General features: G+C 71.0%; 19 protein-coding genes. 13 read left to right on the top strand and 6 right to left on the bottom strand.

Annotated elements, in window-relative coordinates; genetic code table 11:
- Positions 1-280 precede the first annotated feature (280 nt).
- Positions 281-1,942: a M4 family metallopeptidase gene (locus OG780_RS13620; protein ID WP_328447981.1), complete on the top strand. Its 1,662-nt coding sequence runs from the start codon at positions 281-283 to the stop codon at positions 1,940-1,942.
- A 70-nt stretch (positions 1,943-2,012) separates the two neighbouring features.
- Positions 2,013-2,513 carry a DUF1990 family protein gene (locus OG780_RS13625; RefSeq protein ID WP_328447983.1) on the top strand — a complete coding sequence of 167 codons (501 nt, stop codon included), beginning with the start codon at positions 2,013-2,015 and terminating at the stop codon, positions 2,511-2,513.
- A gap of 127 nt (positions 2,514-2,640) precedes the next feature.
- On the opposite strand, the gene OG780_RS13630 is transcribed toward OG780_RS13625, so the two are convergent.
- On the bottom strand, positions 2,641-5,259 hold the full coding sequence (locus OG780_RS13630; protein WP_328447985.1) for a glycosyltransferase family 1 protein: 2,619 nt from the start codon (positions 5,257-5,259) through the stop codon (positions 2,641-2,643).
- A gap of 328 nt (positions 5,260-5,587) precedes the next feature.
- Here OG780_RS13630 and OG780_RS13635 point away from each other — a divergent pair, with 328 nt between their 5' ends.
- The 9 genes from OG780_RS13635 (at position 5,588) to glgB (ending at position 18,757) form a co-directional block, all read left to right on the top strand.
- Entirely contained in the window at positions 5,588-6,814 is a 1,227-nt protein-coding gene (locus tag OG780_RS13635; RefSeq protein ID WP_328447987.1) for a S8 family peptidase, read from the top strand.
- Between the two features lie 221 nt (positions 6,815-7,035).
- The gene (locus OG780_RS13640) at positions 7,036-9,567 is read left to right on the top strand and encodes a maltotransferase domain-containing protein (protein ID WP_328447989.1); all 2,532 of its coding nucleotides are present in this window, start codon (positions 7,036-7,038) and stop codon (positions 9,565-9,567) included.
- The gene (gene treS / locus OG780_RS13645; protein ID WP_328447991.1) at positions 9,564-11,285 is read left to right on the top strand and encodes a maltose alpha-D-glucosyltransferase; all 1,722 of its coding nucleotides are present in this window, start codon (positions 9,564-9,566) and stop codon (positions 11,283-11,285) included. The genes OG780_RS13640 and treS overlap by 4 nt, the downstream gene beginning before the upstream one ends.
- 652 nt (positions 11,286-11,937) lie before the next feature.
- Positions 11,938-12,540 carry a signal peptidase I gene (locus tag OG780_RS13650; protein WP_328447993.1) on the top strand — a complete coding sequence of 201 codons (603 nt, stop codon included), beginning with the start codon at positions 11,938-11,940 and terminating at the stop codon, positions 12,538-12,540.
- 124 nt (positions 12,541-12,664) lie between these two features.
- Positions 12,665-13,213 carry a hypothetical protein gene (locus OG780_RS13655; RefSeq protein WP_328447995.1) on the top strand — a complete coding sequence of 183 codons (549 nt, stop codon included), beginning with the start codon at positions 12,665-12,667 and terminating at the stop codon, positions 13,211-13,213.
- A gap of 217 nt (positions 13,214-13,430) precedes the next feature.
- A complete protein-coding gene (locus OG780_RS13660; protein ID WP_328447997.1) occupies positions 13,431-13,928 on the top strand; it encodes a hypothetical protein in 498 nt (165 codons plus the stop codon).
- 149 nt (positions 13,929-14,077) lie between these two features.
- Positions 14,078-14,653 (top strand): hypothetical protein, encoded by a 576-nt coding sequence (locus OG780_RS13665; RefSeq protein WP_328447999.1) that lies wholly within the window; start codon positions 14,078-14,080, stop codon positions 14,651-14,653.
- 226 nt (positions 14,654-14,879) lie between these two features.
- Entirely contained in the window at positions 14,880-16,286 is a 1,407-nt protein-coding gene (locus OG780_RS13670; RefSeq protein ID WP_328448001.1) for a maltokinase N-terminal cap-like domain-containing protein, read from the top strand.
- A gap of 47 nt (positions 16,287-16,333) precedes the next feature.
- Positions 16,334-18,757 (top strand): 1,4-alpha-glucan branching enzyme, encoded by a 2,424-nt coding sequence (gene glgB, locus OG780_RS13675; protein WP_328448003.1) that lies wholly within the window; start codon positions 16,334-16,336, stop codon positions 18,755-18,757.
- A 57-nt stretch (positions 18,758-18,814) separates the two neighbouring features.
- Here glgB and OG780_RS13680 read toward each other — a convergent pair whose 3' ends face one another.
- The 4 genes from OG780_RS13680 to OG780_RS13695 all read right to left on the bottom strand — a co-directional run bounded on the left by OG780_RS13680 (position 18,815) and on the right by OG780_RS13695 (position 22,630).
- A complete protein-coding gene (locus OG780_RS13680; protein ID WP_328458102.1) occupies positions 18,815-21,142 on the bottom strand; it encodes a HelD family protein in 2,328 nt (775 codons plus the stop codon).
- A gap of 143 nt (positions 21,143-21,285) precedes the next feature.
- Complete coding sequence (locus tag OG780_RS13685) at positions 21,286-21,600, bottom strand: thioredoxin family protein (RefSeq protein WP_328458104.1); 315 nt, start codon at positions 21,598-21,600, stop codon at positions 21,286-21,288.
- A 14-nt stretch (positions 21,601-21,614) separates the two neighbouring features.
- Positions 21,615-22,043 (bottom strand): MerR family transcriptional regulator, encoded by a 429-nt coding sequence (locus tag OG780_RS13690; protein ID WP_328448005.1) that lies wholly within the window; start codon positions 22,041-22,043, stop codon positions 21,615-21,617.
- A 65-nt stretch (positions 22,044-22,108) separates the two neighbouring features.
- A complete protein-coding gene (locus OG780_RS13695) occupies positions 22,109-22,630 on the bottom strand; it encodes an Lrp/AsnC family transcriptional regulator (protein ID WP_328448008.1) in 522 nt (173 codons plus the stop codon).
- A 111-nt stretch (positions 22,631-22,741) separates the two neighbouring features.
- Between OG780_RS13695 and OG780_RS13700 the strand changes: the two genes are divergently transcribed.
- Together OG780_RS13700 and OG780_RS13705 are read left to right on the top strand one after the other, a co-directional pair.
- Positions 22,742-23,680: an NAD-dependent epimerase/dehydratase family protein gene (locus OG780_RS13700; RefSeq protein ID WP_328448010.1), complete on the top strand. Its 939-nt coding sequence runs from the start codon at positions 22,742-22,744 to the stop codon at positions 23,678-23,680.
- A 1-nt stretch (position 23,681) separates the two neighbouring features.
- Positions 23,682-24,581, top strand: a complete 900-nt coding sequence (locus OG780_RS13705) for an aldo/keto reductase (protein ID WP_328448012.1) — start codon at positions 23,682-23,684, stop codon at positions 24,579-24,581.
- Positions 24,582-24,665: 84 nt separating this feature from the next.
- Here the strand turns inward: OG780_RS13705 and OG780_RS13710 are convergent, their stop codons facing one another.
- Positions 24,666-25,430, bottom strand: coding sequence for a DUF2127 domain-containing protein (locus OG780_RS13710; protein ID WP_328448014.1), 765 nt, complete (start codon positions 25,428-25,430; stop codon positions 24,666-24,668).
- Positions 25,431-25,477 lie beyond the last annotated feature (47 nt).

Here is a 25,477-nt window from a genome sequence, read left to right on the forward strand (position 1 = left end):
GCGCGCCAGGGCGCCGCCCCGGAGGTTCGACTCCCCGGGGCGGCGCCCTCCTTTGCCCGGACGGACGTTTGCGTTGACCCGCCCTTGACGACTCCCGATCCGGCGCCGGAGAACCCAACTGTTCACCCGATCGACGATTTTCGGCCAAGGTCCTTATGGGCTCCTGACATGTACGCGCCTGGGATGGCACGCTTCACCCCGCACGGCTCACTCGCACCGCAACTTCCCAACCGTTTCTTCGGCCCCCACGCCGTCGGACGCCCCCACATAAGGAGCTTGCGTGACCCCCCTCTACGCGCGTCACAAGCGCACCTCTCTGGCCATCGCCACCGCTGTCGCCGCCGGAGCCCTGCTCGCCACCGGTCTGACCACCGGTGCCGCCGCCCAGACGGCGGCTCTCCCCACCGGCAAGACCACCCCCCTCGCCGGTTCGCCCCTCCTGCTCTCCGCATCCGCACGCACCGCGCTCATCCAGAAGGCCGACGCCTCCAAGGTGGAGACGGCCCAGCGGATAGGCCTCGGCGCCAAGGAGAAGCTGGTCGTCAGAGACGTCGTCAAGGATGTCGACGGCACGGTCCACACCCGCTACGAGCGCACGTACAACGGACTTCCGGTCCTCGGCGGCGACCTCGTCGTGCACGAGAAGGCCGGCAAGAGCGAGAGCGTGACGAAGGCGACCAAGACGGCCATCAAGGTCGCTTCGCTCAAGCCGCTCGTCACCACCGCCAAGGCCGAGAAGCAGGCGCTGACCGCCGCCAAGGACGCCGGCTCGGCCAAGACCGCCGCCGACCAGGCCCCCCGCAAGGTGATCTGGGCCGCCACCGGCAAGCCCGCCCTCGCCTACGAGACCGTCGTCGGCGGCCTCCAGGACGACGGCACCCCCAACGAGCTGCACGTCATCACCGACGCGGCCACCGGCAAGAAGCTCTACGAGTACCAGGGCATCGAGACCGGCACCGGCAAGACCCTCTACTCGGGCACGGTGACCCTCAACTCGACCCTGTCGGGCTCGACGTACAGCCTGACCGACGGCACCCGCGGCAGCCACAAGACGTACAACAAGTCGCACACCACGACCTCCTCCGCGGGCACGCTGTTCACCGACGCGGACGACGTCTGGGGCACCGGCGCGGCCTCCAGCTCCACCACGGACCAGACCGCGGCCGCCGACGCCGCCTACGGCGCCCAGGTGACCTGGGACTTCTACAAGAACACCTTCGGCCGCAGCGGCATCAAGAACAACGGCGTGGGAGCGTACTCGCGCGTCCACTACGGCAGCGCGTACGTCAACGCGTTCTGGGACGACAGCTGCTTCTGCATGACCTACGGCGACGGCTCGGGCAACACCCACCCGCTGACCTCGCTCGACGTCGCCGGCCACGAGATGAGCCACGGCGTCACCGCCAACACCGCCGGCCTGAACTACTCGGGCGAGTCCGGCGGCCTCAACGAGGCCACCTCGGACATCTTCGGCACCGGTGTCGAGTTCTACGCGGCGAACTCCTCCGACGTGGGCGACTACCTCATCGGCGAGAAGATCAACATCAACGGTGACGGCACCCCGCTGCGCTACATGGACAAGCCCAGCAAGGACGGCGGCTCCGCGGACTACTGGTCGTCCTCGGTCGGCAGCAAGGACGTGCACTACTCGTCCGGCGTCGCGAACCACTTCTTCTACCTCCTCTCGGAGGGCAGCGGTTCGAAGACGATCAACGGCGTCAGCTACAGCTCCCCGACCTACAGCGGCACGACGGTCACCGGCATCGGCCGGGCCAAGGCCCTGCAGATCTGGTACAAGGCGCTGACGACGTACATGACCTCGTCGACGAACTACAAGGCCGCCCGTACGGCGACCCTGTCGGCGGCGTCCGCGCTGTACGGCTCCAGCAGCACCGAGTACGCGACGGTGGCGGCCGCCTGGACCGCGGTCAACGTGAGCTAGTGCGACCGTAATCGAAACGAGGTGGCACCCGGCACGGTTCCGTGCCGGGTGCCGCCCTACTCTTGCCCCCATGCCCTACACGTACGAGGACGTGGGCGCGACCCGCGAGGACCGCTGCCCCCCGGGCTTCCACCGACTGCACGTCCGCTCCCGCATAGGCGAGGGCGAGGCCGTGTTCCGGCGGGCGTCCGAAGCCCTGATGACCTGGGAACTGCACCGGGCCATGGGGATCCGCATGGTCACCGAGGCCGACAAGGCGGCACCGGGCGTCGACGTCACGGTCGGCATCGGCCTGATCAAGGCCCCCTGCCGCGTGGTCTGGACCGCCGAGGAATACCGGCGCACCGCCTGGGCCTACGGAACGCTTTCCGGCCATCCCGAGAGCGGCGAGGAGGCCTTCGTCGTCTCCCGCACCGGCGACGGAACCGTCTGGCTGACGATCACGGCCTTCAGCCGCGCGGCCAAGTGGTACGCCCGCGCGGGCGGCGCCGCGACGCGCGGCCTTCAGCGCGCCTACGCCCAGCGCTGCGGCACGGTGATGCGGCGGTTGTGCGCGGGACTCGACAGCTGAAGCGGCCCGCGGGCACCGGACCGGCATGCCCGGGAACAGGCCGCGCCCCCGTGCGGGCGGACCGGCGCGGCGAGGGCGGGCCGTGGCGCACGGCCCGCCCCTGCCACGCCGGTCACACGTCCGCGTCTCACCGCATCAGCAGGCCCGCGCCCTCTCCCGTCCCCTCCGAGGGCACCGCCACCAGGCCCAGTTCCGCGCCGGAGGCCAGCAGGGGGTGGGACGGCAGGATCCGGACCGTGTAGCCGAAGGAACCCGTGCGGTCGAGGGACAGCGGCCCCTCGTACGCCCAGCGGCCCTCCAGGTCGGGGCCGCCGGCCGGTTTCAGCGGGATGCAGACCGCGTCCGCGATGCGGTCGTCCCCGTCGACCCGGCCCGAGACCGCCTGGACCTCCACGTCGTCGGGGGCGAGGTCGCCGAGTCCGACGCGGACCCGCAGCGACAACGTGGTGCCCAGTTCGGCGGTCGTGGTGGCCGAGGACGCCTCGACGTGATCGACGGTGATCCGCGGCCAGGCGGCGCGGACCCGCGACTTCCAGGCGGCCAGCTCGCCGGCCGTCTCGGCGGTGAGGGAACGGTGGGCCTGGGCCGCGGGGGCGTACAGGCGCTCCACGTACTCGCGCACCATCCGGCCCGCCAGGACCTTCGGGCCGAGGTGGGTCAGCGTCCGGCGGACCATCTCGATCCACCGGTCGGGCAGGCCCTCCTGTCCGCGCTCGTAGAAGCGGGGGGCCACCCGCTGTTCCAGGAGGTCGTACAGGGCCCCGGCCTCCAGCTCGTCCCTCCGGTCGTCGTCGGTCGCGGTGCCGTCCGCGGTCGGGATCGCCCAGCCGAAGTCGGGCTGGAACCACTCGTCCCACCAGCCGTCCAGGACGGAGAGGTTGAGACAGCCGTTGAGCGCGGCCTTCATCCCGCTCGTGCCGCACGCCTCCAGCGGGCGCAGCGGGTTGTTGAGCCAGATGTCGCAGCCCGGGTAGAGCTTCTGCGCCATCGCCATGCCGTAGTCGGGCAGGAAGACGATCCGGTGGCGCACCCGGGGGTCGTCCGCGAACCGGACGAGTTCCTGGATCAGCCGCTTCCCGCCGTCGTCCGCGGGGTGCGCCTTGCCCGCGACGACGATCTGGACCGGCCGCTCGGAGTGCAGCATCAGGTCCATGAGCCGGTCACGGTCGCGCAGCATGAGGGTCAGCCGTTTGTACGAGGGGACCCGGCGCGCGAAGCCGATGGTGAGGACGTCGGGGTCGAGCACGCCGTCGATCCAGCCGAGTTCGGCCGTGCCTGCGCCGCGCTGGCGCCAGGACGCCCGCAGCCGGTCCCGTACCTCCAGCACGAGCTGTTCCCGCAGCACCCTGCGCAGGTCCCAGATCTCCTGGTCGGCGATCTCGGCCACCGCGTCCCAGCGGTCGGTGCCGCCGACGGTCAGGGCGTCCTCGGTGCGCTGCGCGCCGACCTGCCGGGCGCCGAGGCGGAAGACCTCGGGTGCCACCCAGGTCGGCGCGTGGACGCCGTTGGTGACGGAGGTGATCGGCACCTCCTCGGGGTCGAAGCCCGGCCAGAGCCCGGAGAACATCTCCCGGCTGACCTGGCCGTGCAGCAGGGAGACCCCGTTCGCCCGCTGGCCCAGACGCAGGCCCATCACGGCCATGTTGAAGAGGTTCGGCTCGCCTCCGGGATAGGTCTCCATGCCGAGGGCGAGGATGCGCTGGACGTCGATGCGCGGGAGTTCGGCGTCGGGGCCGAAGTGGCGGGCGACCGCCTCCCGGTCGAAGCGGTCGATGCCGGCGGGCACCGGGGTGTGGGTGGTGAACACCGTGCCGGCCCTGACCGCCTCCAGCGCGGACGCGAAGTCCAGCCCCTTGTCGGCGAGTTCGGCGATCCGCTCCAGACCGAGGAACCCGGCGTGCCCCTCGTTGGTGTGGAACACCTCGGGCTGCGGGTGCCCGGTCAGGCGGCAGTACGTCCGGACCGCCCGCACACCTCCTATACCGAGCAGCATCTCCTGGAGCAGCCGGTGTTCGCTGCCGCCGCCGTAGAGCCGGTCGGTGACCCCGCGTTCGCCGACGCCGTTCTCCTCGACGTCGGAGTCGAGCATGAGCAGCGGGACGCGGCCGACCTGGGCCAGCCAGATCCGGGCGCGCAGCGCGCGGCCGCCGGGCAGCGCGAGGGACACCAGGGCGGGCGTGCCGTCCTCCTCGCTCAGGGGCACCAGGGGCAGTTCGTTGGGGTCGAGGACCGGATAGTGCTCCTGCTGCCAGCCCTCGCGGGACAGGGACTGGCGGAAGTAGCCGTGCCGGTAGAGCAGGCCCACGCCGATCAGCGGGACGCCCAGGTCGCTGGCGGCCTTGAGATGGTCGCCCGCGAGGATGCCGAGGCCCCCGGAGTACTGCGGCAGGGCGGCGGTGACGCCGAACTCGGGCGAGAAGTAGGCGATGGCGGCGGGCAGGTCGGAGGTCTGCGCCTGGTACCAGCGGTCGCCGCCGACGTACTCGCGCAGGTCGTCGCGGACGGCGGCGAGACGGCGCAGGAAGCGGCTGTCCTCGGTGAGCTCCGCCAGCCGTCCGCCCGGCACGCTGCCGAGCAGTCGTACGGGGTCGCCGCCGCACTCGGCCCAGCGCTCGGGGTCGACGGACTGGAAGAGGTCGCGGGTCTCGGCGTGCCAGGACCAGCGGAGGTTGCGGGCCAGGTCACTGAGCGGGTGAAGGGCTTCGGGGAGAACGGGTCGGACGGTGAATCTGCGGATCGCCTTCACGAATTCCACCTTCACGGAGGACGTACGCGGCTAAGGGACGCACGGCGTTGTGCGGCCTTCGTCACCACGACGTTAGCGGTGAGGGTGCCTTCGCGACACGGCGCATCGCGGCACGGCCCCCGATCGGGGCCGACCGTGTGACATCGGCGTGAAATCGACGCAACCTTCGTGAACACCTCACCGCCGGGTTGGCCGATTCCACCCGCATGGGCGGTCTTGTGGTGCTTCGCGCCGCACGAGAGGCTCACCGGGTGGCGTACGGCCGGACCCCGTCCCGAGCGGCCGGACCCGGCCTCGGTACGTCGAGTTGAGGAGGGGAACTCAGGTCATGGCACGGACGAGGAAGTGGCGTCTGCGCTGGGCGGCGGGTCTCACCGCGGTCACGACGGCCGCGGTGCTTTCGGCCAACGCCCCGCCCGCGCAGGCGGCTCCGGCGGGGCGGATATCCGGCGTGGGGGAGACCGGATCCGTCAGCGGCAGCTACATCGTGACGCTCAAGGGGGGTACGCGGGCTCCGTCGTCGGCCGGCGCGGCCGTCGCGAGGCGGTACGGAGCGAGAATCAGCCATACCTACGGCGCGGCTCTCAACGGCTTCGCCGTGCGGGCCGACGTGAGACGGGCCCGGCGGCTCGCCGCGGATCCCCGCGTGGCCTCCGTCGTCCAGGACACCCGGGTGACGTTCGACGGGGTCCGGGTGGCCGGTGCGGCCTCCGGCCGTGTTCAGCGGAACCCGCCGTCGTGGGGCCTGGACCGGATCGACCAGGCGGACCGGCCGCTCGACGGGCGGTACACGGCACCCGGGTCGGCGGGTTCGGGGGTGACCGTCTACGTCATCGACACCGGCGTCCGTATCACGCACCGGGACTTCGGGGGCCGGGCGAGCTACGGCTGGGACTTCGTCGACGACGACGGGACGGCGCAGGACGGCAACGGCCACGGCACCCATGTCGCCGGAACGGTCGCCGGAACCGGGTACGGCGTGGCCAAGAGGGCCAAGGTCGTCGCCGTCCGCGTCCTCGACGACAGGGGGGCCGGTTCCACCGCCCAGGTGATCGCGGGCATCGACTGGGTCACCCGGCACGCGAGGAAGCCGGCCGTGGCCAATCTCAGCCTGGGCGGGTACGCCAACGCCCAGCTCGACGCGGCCGTCCGCAACTCCATCGCCTCCGGCGTGACGTACACGGTCGCGGCCGGAAACTCCGGGATGCCGGCCTCGCTCTTCTCCCCGGCCCGGGTCGCCGGGGCGCTCACGGTCGGCGCGACCGGCCGGACCGACGCGCGGGCGGGCTTCTCGAACACCGGATCCTCGCTCGACCTCTTCGCGCCGGGGGTGGACATCACGTCGACTTCGTACACCGGCGACAGAGCGAGAGCCACGGGCTCCGGTACGTCGATGGCGAGCCCCCACGCCGCCGGCGCGGCCGCGCTGTATCTGGCGGACCATCCCCGGGCCGCGCCCGCGCAGGTGGTGAAGGCGCTGGTGAGACGGGCGGTCCCGGGAAAGGTGTCGGAAGCGGGACCGGGTTCGCCGAACAGGCTCCTGCGTGTCGGATGAGCCTGGTGGGGCGCTGGCGCAACCAGGGTGATTCGGCCACACCGCACCGGCCTCGCCTGCCCGGGACGAGGCCGGTCTTGTGTGTAGACATACGCGTGAGTAGTTAACAAAGTGCCGGAATGCCCACCCGCATAGGGTGGGAAGGCTCCTCCGGTACGCCCGCAGGCCCCACCTCCCCACACCTCATCCGCCCACCCACGTTGACGCGGACAGGAGCGGTCATGCCCGCCACGCACCACACGTCGCCACCCCCGACAGCCACCCCCGAAACCCCCCGAACACGCGCGGCCGAGGACGGGCCCCGTACACCCGCCGCACCCACCACACCCGAGAAACCGCCGGCCGCCGGCGCGTCCGCCCCCGGCGCGCGCCCCGTGAACGCCGACTCCACCTACGGCGCCGTCGCCCCGGACACCGGTACCTCCGCCGGGGCACCCGCCACCGCCCTGGAGACGTCGTCCTCCGACGCGTCGGCTCCGGGAACGTCCGCCCGTCGCGGTACCGCCCCCAGGTCCAAGACGGCCAAGTCCGCTCCCAGGACGACCAAGTCATCCGTTCCGAAAGCGGCCAAGCCGTCCGCTCCCAAGACGGGGAAGACCGCGTCGAAGGAGGTCAAGACCGCTCCGAAGGCGGGCAGGGTCACTCCGAAGGAGGTCAAGACCGCCCCGAAGGCGGGCAAGGCCGCCGTCCCCGCCACCCGTACCCCCGACGCTCCTCTCGCCCCGGCCGTCACCCCGGTGACGGCCGTCGGACGCATCCCCGTCCTCGATGTCCACCCGGTCGTGCAGCACGGGCGCCGTCCGGCCAAGGCGGTGGTGGGCGAGGAGTTCGAGGTGTCGGCCACGGTCTTCCGCGAGGGGCATGACGCCGTCGCCGCGAATGTCGTCCTGCGCGGCCCGGACGGCCGCCCCGGCCCGTGGACGCCGATGCGCGAACTGGCCCCGGGCACCGACCGCTGGGGTGCCCGGGTGAGCGCCGGCACGGAGGGGCGCTGGACGTACACGGTGGAGGCGTGGGGGGACCCGGTCACCACCTGGCGGCATCACGCGGGGATCAAGATCCCGGCCGGACTGGACACCGAGCTGGTGCTGGAGGAGGGCGCGCTGCTGTACGAGCGGGCGGTCGCCGCCCTGCCGAAGGGGACCAGGGGCAGGAAGAGCAGGGACACGCTCCTCGGGGCCGTGGACGCGCTGCGCGACACCACTCGTCCCGTGGCCTCCCGTCTCGCCGCCGCGCTCACCCCGCAGGTGGACGCCGTCCTCGCGGAGCATCCGCTGCGCGATCTGGTGACGTCGTCCGAGCCCTTGCCGCTGCTGGTGGAGCGGGAGCGGGCGCTGTACGGGGCGTGGTACGAGTTCTTCCCGCGTTCCGAGAGCGGTCAGGTCGATCCGCCGGTGCACGGCACGTTCGTGACGGCCGCCGAACGGCTGCCCGCGATCGCGGAGATGGGCTTCGACGTGGTCTACCTCCCGCCGATCCATCCCATCGGCGCCACCTACCGCAAGGGCCCCGACAACACGCTGTCCGCGGGTCCCGAGGACGTCGGGGTGCCCTGGGCCATCGGCTCCCCCGAGGGCGGCCACGACGCGATCCACCCCGACCTGGGCACCCTGGAGGACTTCGACGCCTTCGTCCGCCGGGCCGGCTCTCTGGGCCTGGAGATCGCACTCGACTTCGCCCTGCAGTGCTCCCCGGACCACCCCTGGGTGGAGAAGCACCCGGAGTGGTTCCACCACCGCCCCGACAACACCATCGCCCACGCGGAGAACCCGCCCAAGAAGTACCAGGACATCTACCCGATCGCCTTCGACCAGGACATGCCCGGCCTGGTCGCCGAGACCGTGCGCGTCCTGCGGCACTGGATGGACCACGGCGTGCGGATCTTCCGCGTCGACAACCCGCACACCAAACCCGTCGTGTTCTGGGAACAGGTGATCGCGGACGTCAACGCGACCGACCCCGACGTGATCTTCCTGGCCGAGGCCTTCACCCGCCCCGCGATGATGCGGACCCTGGCCGAGGTCGGCTTCCAGCAGTCGTACACCTACTTCACCTGGCGCAACACCAAACAGGAGCTGACGGAGTACCTCACCGAGCTCTCCGGCGACTCGGCCGCCCGCATGCGGCCCAACCTCTTCGTCAACACCCCCGACATCCTCCACGAGTTCCTGCAGACCGGCGGCCGCCCCGCCTTCGCGCTGCGCGCCGTCCTCGCCGCCACCCTCTCCCCCACCTGGGGCATCTACAGCGGCTACGAACTCTGCGAGAACACCCCCCTGCGCCAGGGCGGCGAGGAATACCTCCACTCCGAGAAGTACCAGCTCCGCCCACGCGACTGGCAAACCGCCGAGCGCGAGGGCCTGAGCATCGCGCCGCTGCTGAGGGAGCTCAACGCGATCAGGCGGCGCAGTCCCGCCCTGCACCGACTGCGTGACCTGCACTTCCACCACACCGACCAGGAGGCGGTGATCGCCTACTCGAGGTCCGTCACGGACGCCCGCGGTTCGAACACGGTTGTGGTGGTGGTCAACCTCGACCCCCACCACACCCAGGAGGCCACGGTCTCGTTGGACATGCCGCAACTCGGCCTGGAATGGCACGAGTCGGTGCCGGTGCGCGACGAGCTCACCGGCGAGACCTACAACTGGGGCAGGACCAACTATGTGCGCCTGGAGCCGGGTGACCGGCCCGCGCACATCCTCACCGTCCTGCGACCGTCCTCACCGTTGATCGGAGGGTCACCCACCACATGATCGTCAACGAGCCCGTCCCGGATACGTTCGAGGACACCCCGGCCAAGGACCGCGATCCCGAGTGGTTCAAACGCGCCGTCTTCTACGAGGTCCTGGTCCGCTCCTTCCAGGACAGCAACGGCGACGGCGTCGGCGACCTCAAGGGCCTGACCGCCAAACTCGACTACCTGCAATGGCTGGGCGTCGACTGCCTGTGGCTGCCCCCGTTCTTCAAGTCCCCCCTGCGCGACGGCGGCTACGACGTCTCCGACTACACCGCCGTCCTGCCCGAGTTCGGCGACCTCGCCGACTTCGTCGAGTTCGTCGACGCCGCCCACCAGCGCGGCATGCGCGTCATCATCGACTTCGTCATGAACCACACCAGCGACCAGCACCCGTGGTTCCAGGAGTCCCGCGCCCACCCCGACGGACCCTACGGCGACTACTACGTCTGGGCCGACGACGACAAGCAGTACCAGGACGCCCGGATCATCTTCGTCGACACCGAGGCCTCCAACTGGACCTTCGACCCGGTCCGCAAGCAGTACTACTGGCACCGCTTCTTCTCCCACCAGCCCGACCTCAACTACGAGAACCCGGCCGTCCAGGAGGAGATCATCTCCGCGCTGCGGTTCTGGCTCGACCTGGGGATCGACGGGTTCCGGCTGGACGCGGTGCCGTACCTGTACCAGGTCGAGGGCACCAACTGCGAAAACCTTCCTGCCACCCACGAGTTCCTCAAGCGGGTGCGCAAGGAGATCGACACGCACTATCCGGACACGGTGCTGCTGGCCGAGGCGAACCAGTGGCCCGAGGACGTCGTCGACTACTTCGGCGACTTCCCCTCCGGCGGCGACGAGTGCCACATGGCCTTCCACTTCCCCGTCATGCCCCGCATCTTCATGGCCGTCCGCCGCGAGTCCCGCTACCCCGTCTCCGAAATCCTCGCCAAGACCCCCGCCATCCCCGGCAACTGCCAATGGGGCATCTTCCTGCGCAACCACGACGAGCTCACCCTCGAAATGGTCACCGACGAAGAACGCGACTACATGTACGCCGAATACGCGAAAGACCCGCGTATGCGCGCCAACATCGGCATCCGCCGCCGCCTCGCCCCCCTCCTGGACAACGACCGCAACCAGATCGAACTCTTCACCGCCCTGCTGCTCTCCCTGCCCGGCAGCCCGATCCTCTACTACGGCGACGAGATCGGCATGGGCGACAACATCTGGCTCGGCGACCGCGACGCCGTCCGCACCCCCATGCAGTGGACCCCCGACCGCAACGCCGGCTTCTCCTCCAGCGACCCCGGCCGCCTCTTCCTCCCCACGATCATGGACCCCGTCTACGGCTACCAGGTCACCAACGTCGAGGCGTCCATGTCGTCGCCCTCCTCGCTGCTCCACTGGACCCGCCGCATGATCGAGATCCGCAAACAGAACAAGGCCTTCGGACTCGGCTCCTACACCGAACTCCCCTCCTCCAACCCCGCCGTCCTCGCCTTCCTGCGCGAAGCGCCCTCGACCGAGAGCGAGGGGGACGACGACCTGGTGCTGTGCGTGCACAACTTCTCGCGCTTCGCCCAGCCCACCGAGCTCGACCTGCGCGAGTTCAACGGCAGACACCCGGTCGAGCTGATCGGCGGCGTGCGGTTCCCCGCCATCGGCGAACTGCCCTACCTGCTCACCCTCGCCGGTCACGGCTTCTACTGGTTCCGTCTCCGGAAGGAAGCCGCCTAGCGGGCTGCGGCAAGCCGTCCAGGACGCTGTCCGGGGCCCCACCGGGTTCCGGACAGCGACGGTTCAGTACCCATCAGATCCAGACACATCCTCCGGGAAGCCCCAATAGCACCCGTCTCGCCACCTTCAAACCATTCTGATATCACGTTTCGATAACGCAGCCTCCACACTTCATCCACACACTTCCCACCGTGCACACACACCCCTAATCTGATCTTGGCCACCTCGACGGAGGCCACTCCCTGGGGGGAGTTCACGGCATGCGCGTAACGCGGGAGTGGATGAGAGTGTCCAGGCCAGGCACCGTTTTATAGCGGCTCTCCAGCTCGGCGAACCGGCGCCCCGCATCAGCGGGCGACCTCACGGTCGACCGGCCGCCGACCCGACGTTGTGCGCGTCCTGTGAAGACCGCGGCGACGGGACGACCCGGGAACCCGCTCTGTATCCCGGGTAAAGGGCCCGTCCTGTCGCCGCCACGTTTCCGACCCGCACTCGGACACGGAATCCCGCGGCCTCCGCGGCTCCTCCCCATGACCGGCGCGGGGGATTCGCACGCCCCCGAGCGAAATTCCCCCGCGCCACCCCCCGGTGGCTCGTCGGCCGCGCGTTCCGTGAAGCCCGTAGGCCCGAACTTGTCCGCAGGAGAGAACAGTTGAAGCTGGCAGTACGCAGAGCGACGGCGGAGCCCGACGAAACGCCGGCCGCCCAGCAGCCGCCCCGGCGCCGGCACTGGGCCCACCGGGTCCTGTCGGCCCTCCTGAGCCTCGTGGTCGTCCTGCTCGCCGTCGGCTTCGCGGTGGCGGCCTACTCGGTCAAGTCCGGTAATTGGGAGGCCAGTTCGGTCCTCAGCGGCAGCATGGAGCCGAAGCTCCCGACCGGAAGCGTCGTCATCGCCCAGCGGGAGCCGGTGAAGTCGCTGAAGGTCGGTGACATCGTTATCTTCCACCGCCCGGACGAGCCGGAACGCCAGGTCGTCCACCGGATCGTGAAGATCACGCCCTCCGCGGAGGGACCGGTCCTCGAGACCAAGGGCGACGCCAACCGGACCCAGGATCCCTGGCACGTCCGGCCCAAGGGCGACACCGCGTGGATCGTCCGTCACGACGTGCCGTACATCGGCTACGTCGTCACCGCGATCCACACCGAAACCGGCTTCAGGGTGCTGCTCGGCGCCGCCGCCGTGCTGATCGTGGGCGGCGTCGTCGTCCTGCTGTGGCGCCCGAGGAAGCCCACCCCACAGACCACCACCCCCTAAGGGCGACGGGACTCCTTCCCGTGGCACGACGCCGGGCGGCCCCCACCAGGGGGCCACCGGGGGGCCGTGTCGCGCCCTGGGCGCAAGCCCGAACCCTCACCCATCCAAGAGAAAGGCCCACACCGTGGCCATTTCCACCAAGAAGAAGACGATCGCGGCCGCCGCGATCGCCGTCGGCAGCCTCGCCCTCATCGGCGCCGGCGCCGGTGCCACCTTCACCGACACGGTCACCGCGCAGACGGACCTGCGCTCCGGCCACGCCGACCTCAACATCGTCAAGGCCGAAGGCGCCACCTCGGCGTACGACGGTGTCGCCCCGCACGCCGTCTACACCTGGGGCGGCACCTCTGCCTGGAACATCGTGTCCGGCAACTACGCCGTTCTCGAGGGCGAGCAGCTCCTGGGCTCCTCCACCAGCCGTCTGGTCACCAACTTCACGGTCGAGAACGACGGCACCGCCGGTGCGGGCGTCGCGTTCGACGTCGTGAAGAGCGGCGACCTGGGCGGCGCCCTGAACGTGAAGGTGACGCGCGTCGACGCCGCCACCGATAGCACCTGGCTGAACAAGGGCGCCAAGGCCACCTACCGGGTGGAGATCGAGGTCAAGAACCTCGACAACTCCTGGCAGAACCTGACCGGTTCGGTCGCCGTCAAGGTCGCCGCCACCTCCTGATCCACCCCGCGTGAGTGGGCCGGAGCGGTTCCGACCGCTTCCATCGGCCGGAACCTCCGGCCCACCCCGCAACACGCCCTGGTCCAGTGACCACCGACCCGCCGCGGGATTGCCCTCCTGCGGCGGGTTCAGGCGCTGCGGCCACCCTACGGGCACACCGGCCCGCCCCGGCCGACGCCCCCGCACGCCCGAGCACCGCTCCTGAAAGGTCTTTCACATGGCCATTTCCAACAAGAAGAAGGCCGTCGCCGTCGCGGCGATCCTGGCCGGCAGCATCGGCCTGGTGAGCATCGGCAGCAGCGCCGTGTTCACCGACACCGTGACCGCCGAGTCCACGGTCAAGGCCGGCACGGCGAAGATCGCGATCGAGGCGGACGGCTGGACCATCACCGACAACGGTCACGCGGCCACGCTCGACGAGCCGCTGCTGATCAAGTCGTCGACGGACGAGATCGCCGTTCCGCTCAACAACTCGAACCTCACCGTCTGGAACCGCGGCGACATTCCGGTGACCTTCGCCCCGAGCGTGGCGCGTACCGGTGACCTCGACGTCCAGGTGTCGTTCGTCCGCACCGGCGGCGACACCGACGGGTCCGACACGGTCGCCCCCGGCCACTACGTCCAGTACCGCGTCGTCATCAAGGCCACGAACCTCGGCAACGAGTCCTCCGGCAAGACGGCCAAGGTCACGTTCCGCGTGAACGCCACCGCCTGACCCGAGCACGTCCCGGGCAAGCCCAGGGCCCGCCCACCCGGTCCGGCCTCGCGCCGGCCGGGCCGGGTGGGCCGAGGCGTTCACCGCCATGGCGCCCCTCCACCGGGGCGTAGACCCGACCCCAGCTCAATCAGAAGGGCGCTACACCCATGGCCATCTCCGACCGGAGAAAGATCGCGGCCGTACTCGTACTGGCCGCGGGCGGCATCGGCCTCGTCGGCGTGAGCAGCGGTGCCACGTTCACCAGCACCGTGACAGGGTCCTTCACGGTCGAGGCGGACTTCCCTCCCACCCCGACGGCCACGCCTACGCCTACTCCCACGCCTACCCCGACGCCCACTCCCACGAAGACCGCCAGGCTGACGACCGTTGCCCTGAACTCCAGCGACTGGTTCACGAGCGCCGCCCCGGTCTTCACGTACAAGAACAAGGAGATCGAGTTCACCGGTACAGCCGCCAAGATGATCGGTGGCTTCACGGCGCAGAACACCGGTGACATCGGCCTGTCGGTCACGGCCACCGTCGGCCTGCCATCCGACCTCGTCGGGAAGGTCACGGCGGAGGTCCGGCTGGTCAAGGGCACGGCCGTACTGAAGGCCGCGGCCGACCAGCACGGTGAGTCCGCGGAGTACGAGCTCTGGCTCACGCCCAAGAAGTCGGGCGACAAGATCTCCAAGGACCACGCGAAGGACATCCGTCTCACCTTCGCCCACACCACCGGCTGACCCGGACCCACGCTCCGGCCCCACGCGCCACGCACGGGCGGGAGTGAACGTCGCAGGGGTGTCCAGGTCTGGTATCACACACCGGAATTGGACACCCTTGTACCGTGTCCGCAGGAAATCTCCTGGACCCGCTCGACCGAAAAGGCCCCGGGGCGGGGCGGTTTCCACGGCTGCGCCCGGGGCACGCATCAGGCACACCCCCGCCCCCGGGGAAAGGACGCGACCCATGTCGGAAGCCGTCACACGCACCGCACCCACAGGTCCCGGCCTTCTGGCGTCCCTCGATCCGCTGCTGCGCACCTGGCTGCCGCGGCAGCGCTGGTTCGCCGGCAAGGGACGGCCCGTCACCGGCCTCTCGCTGGTCACCGCCACCGAGTTGCTCCCGGCGAACGGCCCGCTCGGCCTCCACCACCTGCTGGTGCGCGCCCATCAGCCGCCCGTGCCGGGTGCCCCGGCCGTCCCCGGCGACTGCTACCAGTTACTGATAGGCGTACGCGAGGCGCTGCCGCCCCGGCTGGCGCCGGCGCTGATCGGACACCTGAGCGAGGGACCGCTCTCCGGACACACCGTGTACGAGGCCCTCTACGACCCCCAGCCCGCCGATGTGCTCCTGGAAGCCCTGCGCTCCCGGGCCCGCATCGGCGGACTGCGTTTCGAGCGGGACACCGGGCAGGAGATACGGCCCGGTCTCGTACCGCGGATGATGACCGCCGAACAGTCCAACTCGTCCGTGGTCTACGGGGACACGTTCATCCTCAAGCTGCTGCGCCGGATCGTTCCCGGGATCAACCCCGACCTCGAACTGCCGCTGGCCCTGGCCCGCGAGGGCTGCGCCCGGGTTCCGGCCCCCACCGCCTGGCTGCGGGCCGAGCTGTCCGGGCAGTCGTATGTCCTGGGCGTGCTCCAGCCGTTCGTGCAGGGCGCCTCGGACGGCTGGGAACTGGCGCTGCGCGAGCTCGCCAAGGGCGAGGACTTCGCCGCCGAGGCGCGTGCGCTGGGACGCGCCACCGCCGAGGTGCACACGGCACTGGCCCGCGCGCTGCCCGTGGTGTCCCTGGGCCACGCCCAGGTGAGGCCGCTGGTCGACGCGATGACCGAACGGCTGGACGCCGCCGCGCAGGCGGTGCCCGTGTTACGGCCCCACGCACCCGGTCTGCGGACCGCGTTCGAGGCGCTGGCGGATCTGTCCTCCGAGGGCCACACGTGGACGGCGCAGCGCATCCACGGCGATCTGCACCTCGGCCAGTGTCTGCGCTCCCCGGACGGGGAGTGGTCGCTCATCGACTTCGAGGGCGAACCGTCGAAACCGCTCGCCGAGCGCCGTATGCCCCAGCCCCCGGCACGCGACGTCGCGGGCATGCTCCGCTCCTTCGACTACGCGGCCCACTCCGTGCCCCAGGCGCCCGGTGCCGCGGGGACACCACCGGAGTCCGGCTGGGCCGACACCTGCCGGGCCGCCTACTGCACCGGATACGCCGAGGTCAGCGGCCTCGACCCGCGCACGGATCCCGTACTGCTGCGTGCCTTCGAGACGGACAAGGCCGTGTACGAGGTCGTGTACGAGGCCCGGCATCGCCCGGACTGGCTGCCGGTTCCGCTGGCGGCGGTACGGCGGCTGGCCTCGTCTCCCTGAACCCCCTGTGCCCTGCCCCAGCTCACCCGCCCGAGGAGGCCCTGCCCGTGACGCCCCGCCCCCGGCCCGACGACACTCCGAAGAAGACCGGCGCGAAGAGGACCAGCGCGAAGAAACCGGCGCCCGAAGACAAGAAGCCCGCCGAGCTGCCGACGGCCGGGAGGACGGCGGACGAGACGCCTGCCGACGAGAGGACGGCGGACGAAAGGGCGGTCGGGGTCCGGGACCCGGCCGGTCCCGCCCCGGCCGGGAGCGGTGGCCCCGCCGGCGCGACGCGTCCCGCCGGAGTCGGAGTCGGCCCGGCGGACCGTCAGCGGCTGCTCGACGGCACGCACCACGACCCGCACGGAGTGCTGGGCGCCCATCCGGTGCCCGACGGCGTCGCGTTCCGGGCCTTTCGCCCGTACGCGCTCGGGGTCACCGTCGTCACGGACGAACTGCGCGCGGAACTGCGCGACGACGGGGACGGCTTCTTCTCGGGACTGCTGCCGCTGCGCGCGGTCCCGGACGCGTACCGGCTGCTCGTGGCCTACGAGGGGACGGTGCTGGAGACCGAGGACGCGTACCGGTTCCTGCCCGCGCTCGGTGAGCTGGACCTGCATCTGATCGGCGAGGGCCGTCACGAGGAGCTGTGGCGGGCGCTCGGCGCCGAGCCGATGGAGCATCAGGGCGTCGCCGGAACGCGGTTCACCGTGTGGGCCCCGAACGCGCATGGTGTGCGGCTGGCCGGCGGCTTCAACTTCTGGGACGGCACGGGACATCCGATGCGGTCGCTGGGCTCGTCCGGGGTGTGGGAGCTGTTCGTTCCGGCGATCGGCGAGGGCGAACTGTACAAGTTCGACATCGCCCGCCCGGACGGCTCGCGCACCCTGCGCGCGGACCCGATGGCCCGCCGCACCGAGGTGCCGCCCGCCACGTCGTCGGTCGTCCACGCGTCCCACCACGAGTGGCACGACACGGAGTGGATGGCGAGGCGGGCCGACCGGCCGGTCCACGAGGCGCCGTTCTCGGTGTACGAGGTGCATCTGCCTTCCTGGCGACCAGGTCTGACGTATCGTCAGCTCGCGGATCAGCTCCCCGCCTACGTCACGGACCTCGGCTTCACGCATGTCGAGCTGATGCCCGTCGCCGAGCATCCCTTCGGCGGTTCCTGGGGCTACCAGGTCACCGGGTTCTACGCGCCCACCGCCCGCCTGGGCACCCCCGACGACTTCAAGTTCCTCGTCGACGCCCTCCACCGCGCCGGTGTCGGCGTCCTCATGGACTGGGTACCCGCCCACTTCCCGCGCGACGAATGGGCTCTCGCGGAGTTCGACGGCCGTCCGCTCTACGAGCACGCCGACCCGCTCCGGGCGGACCACCCCGACTGGGGCACCCTGGAGTTCGACTACGGCCGCCGCGAGGTCCGCAACTTCCTCGTCGCCAACGCCACCTACTGGTGCGAGGAGTTCCACATCGACGGCCTGCGCGTCGACGCCGTGGCCTCCATGCTCTACCTCGACTACTCCCGCGAACCCGGCCAGTGGGTCCCCAACGAGCACGGCGGCCGCGAGAACCTGGACGCGGTGGCCTTCCTCCAGGAGATGAACGCCACCGTCTACCGCCGCAACCCCGGCGTGGTCACCGTCGCCGAGGAGTCCACCGCCTGGGACGGCGTCACCCGGGCCACCCACCACATCGGTCCCGGAGGCTTCGGCGGGCTGGGGTTCGGGCTGAAGTGGAACATGGGGTGGATGCACGACTCGCTGGACTACGTGTCCCACGACCCGGTGCACCGCAAGTACCACCACGACGAGATGACCTTCTCGATGGTGTACGCCTACAGCGAGAACTACGTCCTGCCGATCTCCCACGACGAGGTCGTGCACGGCAAACGCTCGCTCGTCTCCAAGATGCCCGGCGACTGGTGGCAGCAGCGCGCCAACCTCCGCGCCTACCTCGCCTTCATGTGGGCCCACCCCGGCAAGCAACTCCTCTTCATGGGCCAGGAGTTCGCCCAGGGCGCCGAGTGGTCCGAGGCCCACGGCCCCGACTGGTGGCTGCTGGACCCCGCCTACGGCGCCGAACCGGACCACCGCGGGGTGCGGGACCTCGTCCGCGACCTGAACACCCGCTACCGCGACGAACCCGCGCTGTGGGAACGCGACACCGACCCGTCCGGCTTCGCCTGGATCACCGGTGACTCGGCAGACGACAACGTGTTCGCCTTCCTGCGCCACGCCGCCGACGGCACTCCCCTCCTCGCCGTCTCCCACCTCTCCCCCGCCGTCCGCCACGGCTACCGCCTCGGCGTCCCCGAGGACATCCCGGCCTGGCACGAGATCCTCAACACCGACACCGCCCGCTACGGTGGCGGCGACATCACCAACCCCGACCCCGTCAAACCGGAATCCACGCCCTGGCACGGCCGCGCGGCCAGCATCCGGCTGACGCTGCCGCCCCTCGCGACGGTGTGGCTGCGGCCCGCGTAGCGGCGCTCCCGCACGCCCGGTCCCCGGCGGAGTGCCGCCGGGGACCGGGCGGGAGCGTCACTCCAGGCCGGTGCCCCGCAGCGACGCGGGCAGTTCGCCGGTGTACAGCACGCCCAGCGTCTGGGTGGCCCGGGTCAGTGCCACGTACAGGTCACTCGTCCCGTACGACGCCGGCTCGACCACCAGGACGGAGTCGAACTCCAGCCCCTTGGCCTGCCGGGGGTCGAGAAGCACCACCGTGCGGGTGAGGTCGGGCTCCCGGCCCGCCGTCACCCCGTCCAGCCGGCCGGCGAGCGCGGGGTGCAGGGCCCGCGGCGCGATCACCGCGAGCCTGCCCTCGGCCGGGGTCAGCTCGGCGACGGCCTTGGCGACCGCGCCGGGCAGGTCGTCCCCGGCCTCGCGCGCCCAGGGCCGTACCCCGGTGGACCGGACGGAGCGCGGCGGCTCGAAACCGGGGCGTTCGGCCCGCACCACACCGGCGGCGACGTCCATGATCTCGGACGGGGTGCGGTAGTTGACGCCGAGCCGGGTGTGCTCCCAGCGGTCCTCCACGTACGGGGAGAGGATCTCCTCCCACGATCCGACCCCCGCCGCCTCCGCGGTCTGCGCGGGATCGCCGACGAGTGTCATCGACCGCGTGGGGCTGCGGCGCATCAGCAGCCGCCACGCCATCGGCGACAGCTCCTGCGCCTCGTCCACGATGATGTGGCCGAAGGCCCACGTCCGGTCGGCGGCGGCCCGCTCCGCGGCGCTGCGGTGGTCGTCCTCCTCGTGCCGTTCCGCCATCCGCTCGGCGTCGATGATGTTGTGCGCGGACAGGATCTCGGAGTCCTCCTCGTCCTTGTCCTCGAACTCGTAGGTCCGCGAGGCGTAGGAGACGTCCAGCACGCCCTGCGCGTAGGCGATCTGGGTACGGCGTTCCTGGTCGGCGAGCGCCCGGGCGACCCGGTCGTCCTCGCCGAGGAGTTCGGCGGCCTCGTCGAGGAGGGGGACGTCCCCGGCGGTCCAGTCGGCGGGACGGGTCAGCGGGCGGTGGATCGCCGCCGCCTCCTCGTCCGGGACATGGCCGTACGGGTCGGCCAGGAAGTCGGCCACCAGGCGCTGCGGGGTCAGCCTCGGCCACAGCTGATCGACGGCCGACCAGACCTCGGGGTTCTCCGCGAGCTCGTCGCGGATCTGGGTGATGTCGCTCGGGTCGAGGAGGTTGGAGCCGTCGAAGGGGTCCGTGCCGATGCGTTCGGCCAGCATGTCGGTGAGCGTGTTGAGGATGTGGCCCTCGAAGTGCTCGCGGGCCACGTTGTGGGGCAGGCCGACCGCGCGGGTGCGTTCCCGGGCGACCTGGACGAGGCCCGCGTCGAGCATCAGGACGTCCCGGTCGTGCTCGATGGCGATCACGGGGTCGGGCAGGGCCTGGCGGTCCCGGACGACTCCGGCGAGGACGTCGGCCATCTCGGCGCGGCCCTTCACGGCGGCCGCCTCCGGTGTGTCGACGGCGGTCGCGTGGACGCCGGGGAAGAGTTCGCCGACGGTCGAGAGCAGCACGCCGGTCTCGCCGAGCGAGGGCAGCACCTCACCGATGTAGCCGAGGAAGGCCGGGTTCGGGCCGACGATCAGGACGGCCCGCTTGGCGAGCAGTTCCCGGTGTTCGTACAGCAGATACGCGGCGCGGTGCAGGGCGACGGCGGTCTTGCCGGTGCCGGGGCCGCCCTCGACGACCATGATGCCCCGGTGCGGCGCGCGGATGATCCGGTCCTGCTCGGCCTGGATGGTCTGCACGATGTCGCTCATCCGGCCGGTGCGGGCCGAGTTGAGCGCGGCGAGCAGCACGGCGTCACCGGTCGGGTCCTCGTGGCCGGTGCGTTCCCGGTCGCCGAGGTCGAGGATCTCGTCGTGCAGGTCGGTGACGTGCCGGCCCGCGGTGCCGATGTGCCGGCGGCGGCGCAGGCCCATCGGGGTGTGCCCGGTGGCCAGGTAGAAGGGGCGGGCGACCGGGGCCCGCCAGTCGATGAGGATCGGGGTGCGCTCGATGTCGTCGGCGCGGATGCCGATGCGGCCGATGTGATGGGTGACGCCGGCGAGGGGCGCCCCTGCCCCGGGGGACTCCACCGGGGCCAGGTCGATGCGGCCGAAGCAGAGCGAACCGTCCACGGCGTTCAGCGCGGCCAGCAGCCCCGAGCGTTCGGCGACCAGGACGTCCCGTTCGAGCCGGGCCTGCATGGGCGTGTTGCCCTGGGCGAGCGCGTCCCCGACGGAGGCCTCGGTGACACCGCGCAGGGCGTCGACACGCGCGTACAACCCGTCGATGAATTCCTGCTCACTTCGCAGTTCATCGTCGGGGAATTCTGTGTGAGATCCCTTGTTTGACAATTCCGCTCCCGCCCGGATATACTGCGCCTACTGAACTTCTTCACGACTTGATTCCTCGAAGTCGCGAATCATTGAATATACGCAGCGAAATCCCCCGGGCGCAATTGCCCAGGGGATTTTTTGTGTGCCGGGTTGTCCGCCGGACTGTGTGCCTGGTGTGATCAGAGCACGTCGGCCAGCTCCTGGAGAAGCCGTCGCTTGGCCCGGGCACCCACCATCGACTTCACGGGCTCACCGCCCCGGAAAACCATGAACGTCGGCATCGACAGCACGCCGTACGCCAGCGTCGTCTCCGGATTGGTGTCGACGTCGAGCTGGACCACCTTGAACCGGTCGCCCTCTTCGAAGGCCAGCTCGCTGAGCACCGGTCCCATCTGCCGGCACGGCGGACACCAGTCGGCCGTGAACTCCACCAGCACGGGCAGATCCGAGCCGATCACCTCCGCCCCGAAGTCCGCGTCCGTCACCTCGGCCACGCCTGCCGCCCTGATCATCGCGTCCGCCCTCCCAGTTCGCATACGGGTTCCGGACCGCCCGGAACCTCCGCGTCGGCCGCCAGCTCGTCACGGGCCCGCTCCGCCCGCGCGAGCTGCTCGCCGACCTGCGCGCGCACCGACCTCAGCTCGTCGATCAGCGCGTCGAGCTCGCCGAGCTTGCGCCGGTAGACGTCCAACGACGCCGGGCACGAGTCGCCCTCGGGGTGTCCGGCCCGCAGACACTCCACGAACGGCCGCGTCTCCTCCAGGTCGAACCCGAAGTCCTGAAGGGTCCTGATCTGCCGGAGCAGCCGCAGATCGTGCTCGTCGTACGTCCGGTACCCGTTCTCGCCCCGCCGCGCGGGCAGCAGCCCCCGCGACTCGTAGTAGCGCAGGGTCCGCGTGGTCGTCCCGGCCCGTGCGGCCAGCTCGCCGATTCGCATGACCCCGACGGTAGTCCTTGACGCCGACGTCAAGGCAAGCGTCCCCGGGGCGGCCCCGGAGCAGGTCAGCGTGAGGTGCGCGGGAGCAGGGGTTTGCGGTCCACCGGGGACGACAGCACGATCGAGGTCGTCGTCCGCCCGAGCGCGGAGGTCTGTTCCAGGACGTCCTCCAGGTGGATCGTGTCCTCGACGGCGACCTTGAGGATCCAGCAGTCCTCGCCGACGACGTGGTGGGCCTCGGTGACCTCGGGACGGGCCAGCAGTTCCAGCGTCCGGGGATGCCTGAGGGTGTAGCCGCCGTGCGGATCGACGCGGATGAAGGCCTGGATGCCGTAGCCGAGGCGGGACGCCGACACCTGGGCACCGTATCCGGTGATCGCCCCGGTCGCCTCCAGCCGGCGCACCCGCTCCGCGACCGCGGCCGGGCTCAGCCGGACGCGGCGACCCAGCTCGCTGAGTTTGATGCGGCCCTCGCTCTGGAGCAGTTCCAGGATCTGCCGGTCGAGCGCGTCGAAGCCCACCGACGTTTCGCCGGAGGCGACGCGCGGATGCCGTGTTTCCTTCGGTGCGACAGCCGGATCTCCCATGTCTCCCCCTTCGGGCCCGCCCCCTGCGACGGGAGAATTATGACCACAGGCCGAAGCGCCGTGGACGCCCGGCGATCGGTGCGAGGCGCGTGGAACAAAACGCACGGGTGCATGGGGCACGGGTGCGCGGAAACAGGGGAGGGCGACGTGCGGGAGATCTGCGTCATCGGCGGAAACCGGTATTTCGGAAAACGTCTCATAGCCCGGCTGACGGCGGCGGGAGACCGGGTCACCGTCATCAACCGCGGGTCGTCCGTGCCGCCCGCCGGGACGGTGCACCTGGTCGCCGACCGCGACGACGAGAAGGCCCTGGAGGAGGCGCTGGGCTCTCGGGTCTTCGACGTCGTCGTCGACCAGGTCTGCTACACACCGCGGCAGGCGGAGATCGCCCGCCGGGTCTTCGCGGGGCGCACACGCCGGTACGTGATGACGTCCACCGTCGAGGTGTACGAGTACGAGGACACGGCGGAGCCGGTCGCCGAGGACGCCGTGGACCCGCGTGAGGTCGCCGTCGATCTCGCCCTTCCCTGGGACGACAGGGAGTTCCTCGACGCGCACTACGGCGAGGGCAAGCGGCAGGCAGAGGCGGTTTTCGCGGCCGGTCCGGCCTTCCCGTACGTGGCCGTGCGTGTCGCCCATGTGCTGGGCGGGGACGACGACTTCACCGGACGGCTGGAGCACTACGCCGACCGCATCCGCACCGGCGGGACGATCGTCGTGCCCGCCGTGAACCGTCCGGCGACCTACATCCACGTCGAGGAGATCGCCGACTTCCTGTTCTGGACGGTGGGCGAGGACTTCACCGGCCCGGTCAACGCCGCCTCCGACGGACCGCTGACCACCCGGGAGCTGTGCGAGGCGATCAGCGCGCGCCTGCCGGACGGCAGGACGGTGCTGGAGGCCGTCGAGGTGGGCGAGGTCTCCCCCTTCTCCTTCCGCCGTTCCTACGGCATGGACAACACGCGGGCCGCCCGGCTCGGTTTCTCCTTCGGCGACGCGCGGGCCTGGCTGCCGCGCGCGGTGGCCGAGACGCTCGGAGAGGACGCCTGACATGCGCTACCGCACCCTGGGCGGACTTCGGGTGAGCGCCGTGGGGCTCGGCACGATGCCGCTCTCCATCGAGGGGCGGCCGGACGAGGCGCGGGCCCTGGCGACGGTGCACGCGGCCCTCGACGCGGGCGTCACGCTCCTCGACACGGCGGACTCGTATCACCTGCCCGGCGACGGACCCGGCCACAACGAACGGCTCGTGGCCCGCGCCCTGGCGACGTACGGCGGCGACACCGCGGACGTCCTGGTGGCCACGAAGGGCGGGCGGGGCAGACCTGCCGACGGCTCCTGGACGGTGAACGGCTCCCCGCGTCATCTCAAGGCGGCGGCCGAGGCCTCCCTGAAGAGGCTGGGCCTGGAGGCGATCGGCCTCTACCAGCTCCACAAGCCCGACCCCGCCGTCCCGTTCGAGGACTCGGTGGGTGCCCTGCGCGACCTGCTCGACGCGGGCACGATCCGGCTGGCCGGCATCTCCAACACCGCCGCGGGCCAGATCCGCCGGGCCCACGCGATCCTCGGCGACCGGCTGGTCTGCGTGCAGAACCAGTACTCCCCCGCGGTGCGCGACAGCGAACCCGAACTGCGCCTCTGCGCCGAGCTGGGGCTCGCCTTCCTGCCCTGGAGCCCGCTGGGCGGTATCTCCCGCAGCTCCCTGGACGGCCCCGCCGGTCCCTCCGGCGACGGGACCGGCGACGGTTCGCGGGAGCGGTTCGGGGCCTTCCACGCGGTGGCCCGGGAGCACGGCGTGAGCCCTCAGCAGGTCTGTCTCGCCTGGCTCTCGCGGCGGTCCCCCACGGTGATCCCGATCCCCGGCGCCAGTCGCCCGCGGACCGCCCGGGACTCCGCGGGGGCCGCGGACCTGGTCCTGAGCGCGGAGGACCTGGCCCTCCTCGGCCCATGAGCCCTGACGGACGGACGGGCGGACGGACGGACACCCATGATCCCGGGGTCCGGACCCCGGGATCATGGGGTCATGGGGCCGTGGTCAGACCATGACCCCGGCGGACTCCTCCACCTCCAGCAGCGACGCGCTCTGCCGCTCCGCCTCGAACGCCTTGTGTCCGCCGCGCAGGCCGAACAGCCTCTTGGTGAGGGCGATGTAGAGGACGGCGAGGATGTTCATGACCAGCGTCGCGATCTTCAGCCAGCTGATGTGCTCGGTGAGCTCGTAGATCTCCAGCGGGAGGAAGGCGGCGGTGGCGACGACCGTGAGGTACTCCGCCCAGCGCTTGGCGTACCAGAGCCCGAAGGCCTCGACGAGCTCGATCAGCGCGTACGCCAGCAGCAGGACCGCGACCAGCAGCAGCGTGGAGTGCTTGTAGCCGAAGGTCTTCTGGATGGTGCCGACGACGGGCGAGTGGTCGAGGTCGTAGTGGAAGTGCCGGAAGACCGGCCTGAGGACGTCGAGGTACTCGTCGAAGAGCCGGCGCACCGCGTCCTGGCTGTTGCTGAACTTCCACACGGCGACCGCGACCAGCACGATGAACACCCCGCGCACGGCCCGCTCGATGGCCAGGAAGCGCAGGACGAACAGGTCGCGGAGCACCTTGCCGCGCGGCACGAGCGGCGCCTCGTCCGCGGGGCCCGAGCCGTGCGGATCGCCGAGCGCGAAGTCGCCGCAGCGCAGGCAGCGCCAGGCCTCGCCGAGCCCCGTCTCGGCGCGCAGCCGCTCCCGCAGCACGCGCTCGTCGGGCGCGTACGTCACGTGGCCGCGCCGCGCACAGGTACGCCGGTCCCAGTCGATCTTCATGCTCGGTGTCCTCCGCGAAAAACGTTCCGTGCCGCGCCGGTCGGTCC

The organism is Streptomyces sp. NBC_00386 (assembly GCF_036063235.1).
In the GTDB taxonomy this organism is placed as follows: Bacteria; Actinomycetota; Actinomycetes; order Streptomycetales; family Streptomycetaceae; genus Streptomyces.

Bases quoted from the DNA above. Each gene is read 5' to 3' on its own strand.
- OG780_RS13670 (WP_328448001.1), top strand. From the start codon at position 14,880: ATGTCGGAAGCCGTCACACGCACCGCACCCACAGGTCCCGGCCTTCTG.
- OG780_RS13635 (WP_328447987.1), top strand. From the start codon at position 5,588: ATGGCACGGACGAGGAAGTGGCGTCTGCGCTGGGCGGCGGGTCTCACC.
- OG780_RS13695 (WP_328448008.1), bottom strand. From the start codon at position 22,630: ATGGGAGATCCGGCTGTCGCACCGAAGGAAACACGGCATCCGCGCGTC.
- treS (WP_328447991.1), top strand. From the start codon at position 9,564: ATGATCGTCAACGAGCCCGTCCCGGATACGTTCGAGGACACCCCGGCC.
- OG780_RS13690 (WP_328448005.1), bottom strand. From the start codon at position 22,043: ATGCGAATCGGCGAGCTGGCCGCACGGGCCGGGACGACCACGCGGACC.
- OG780_RS13665 (WP_328447999.1), top strand. From the start codon at position 14,078: ATGGCCATCTCCGACCGGAGAAAGATCGCGGCCGTACTCGTACTGGCC.
- OG780_RS13640 (WP_328447989.1), top strand. From the start codon at position 7,036: ATGCCCGCCACGCACCACACGTCGCCACCCCCGACAGCCACCCCCGAA.
- OG780_RS13625 (WP_328447983.1), top strand. From the start codon at position 2,013: ATGCCCTACACGTACGAGGACGTGGGCGCGACCCGCGAGGACCGCTGC.
- OG780_RS13705 (WP_328448012.1), top strand. From the start codon at position 23,682: ATGCGCTACCGCACCCTGGGCGGACTTCGGGTGAGCGCCGTGGGGCTC.
- OG780_RS13700 (WP_328448010.1), top strand. From the start codon at position 22,742: ATGGGGCACGGGTGCGCGGAAACAGGGGAGGGCGACGTGCGGGAGATC.
- OG780_RS13660 (WP_328447997.1), top strand. From the start codon at position 13,431: ATGGCCATTTCCAACAAGAAGAAGGCCGTCGCCGTCGCGGCGATCCTG.
- OG780_RS13710 (WP_328448014.1), bottom strand. From the start codon at position 25,430: ATGAAGATCGACTGGGACCGGCGTACCTGTGCGCGGCGCGGCCACGTG.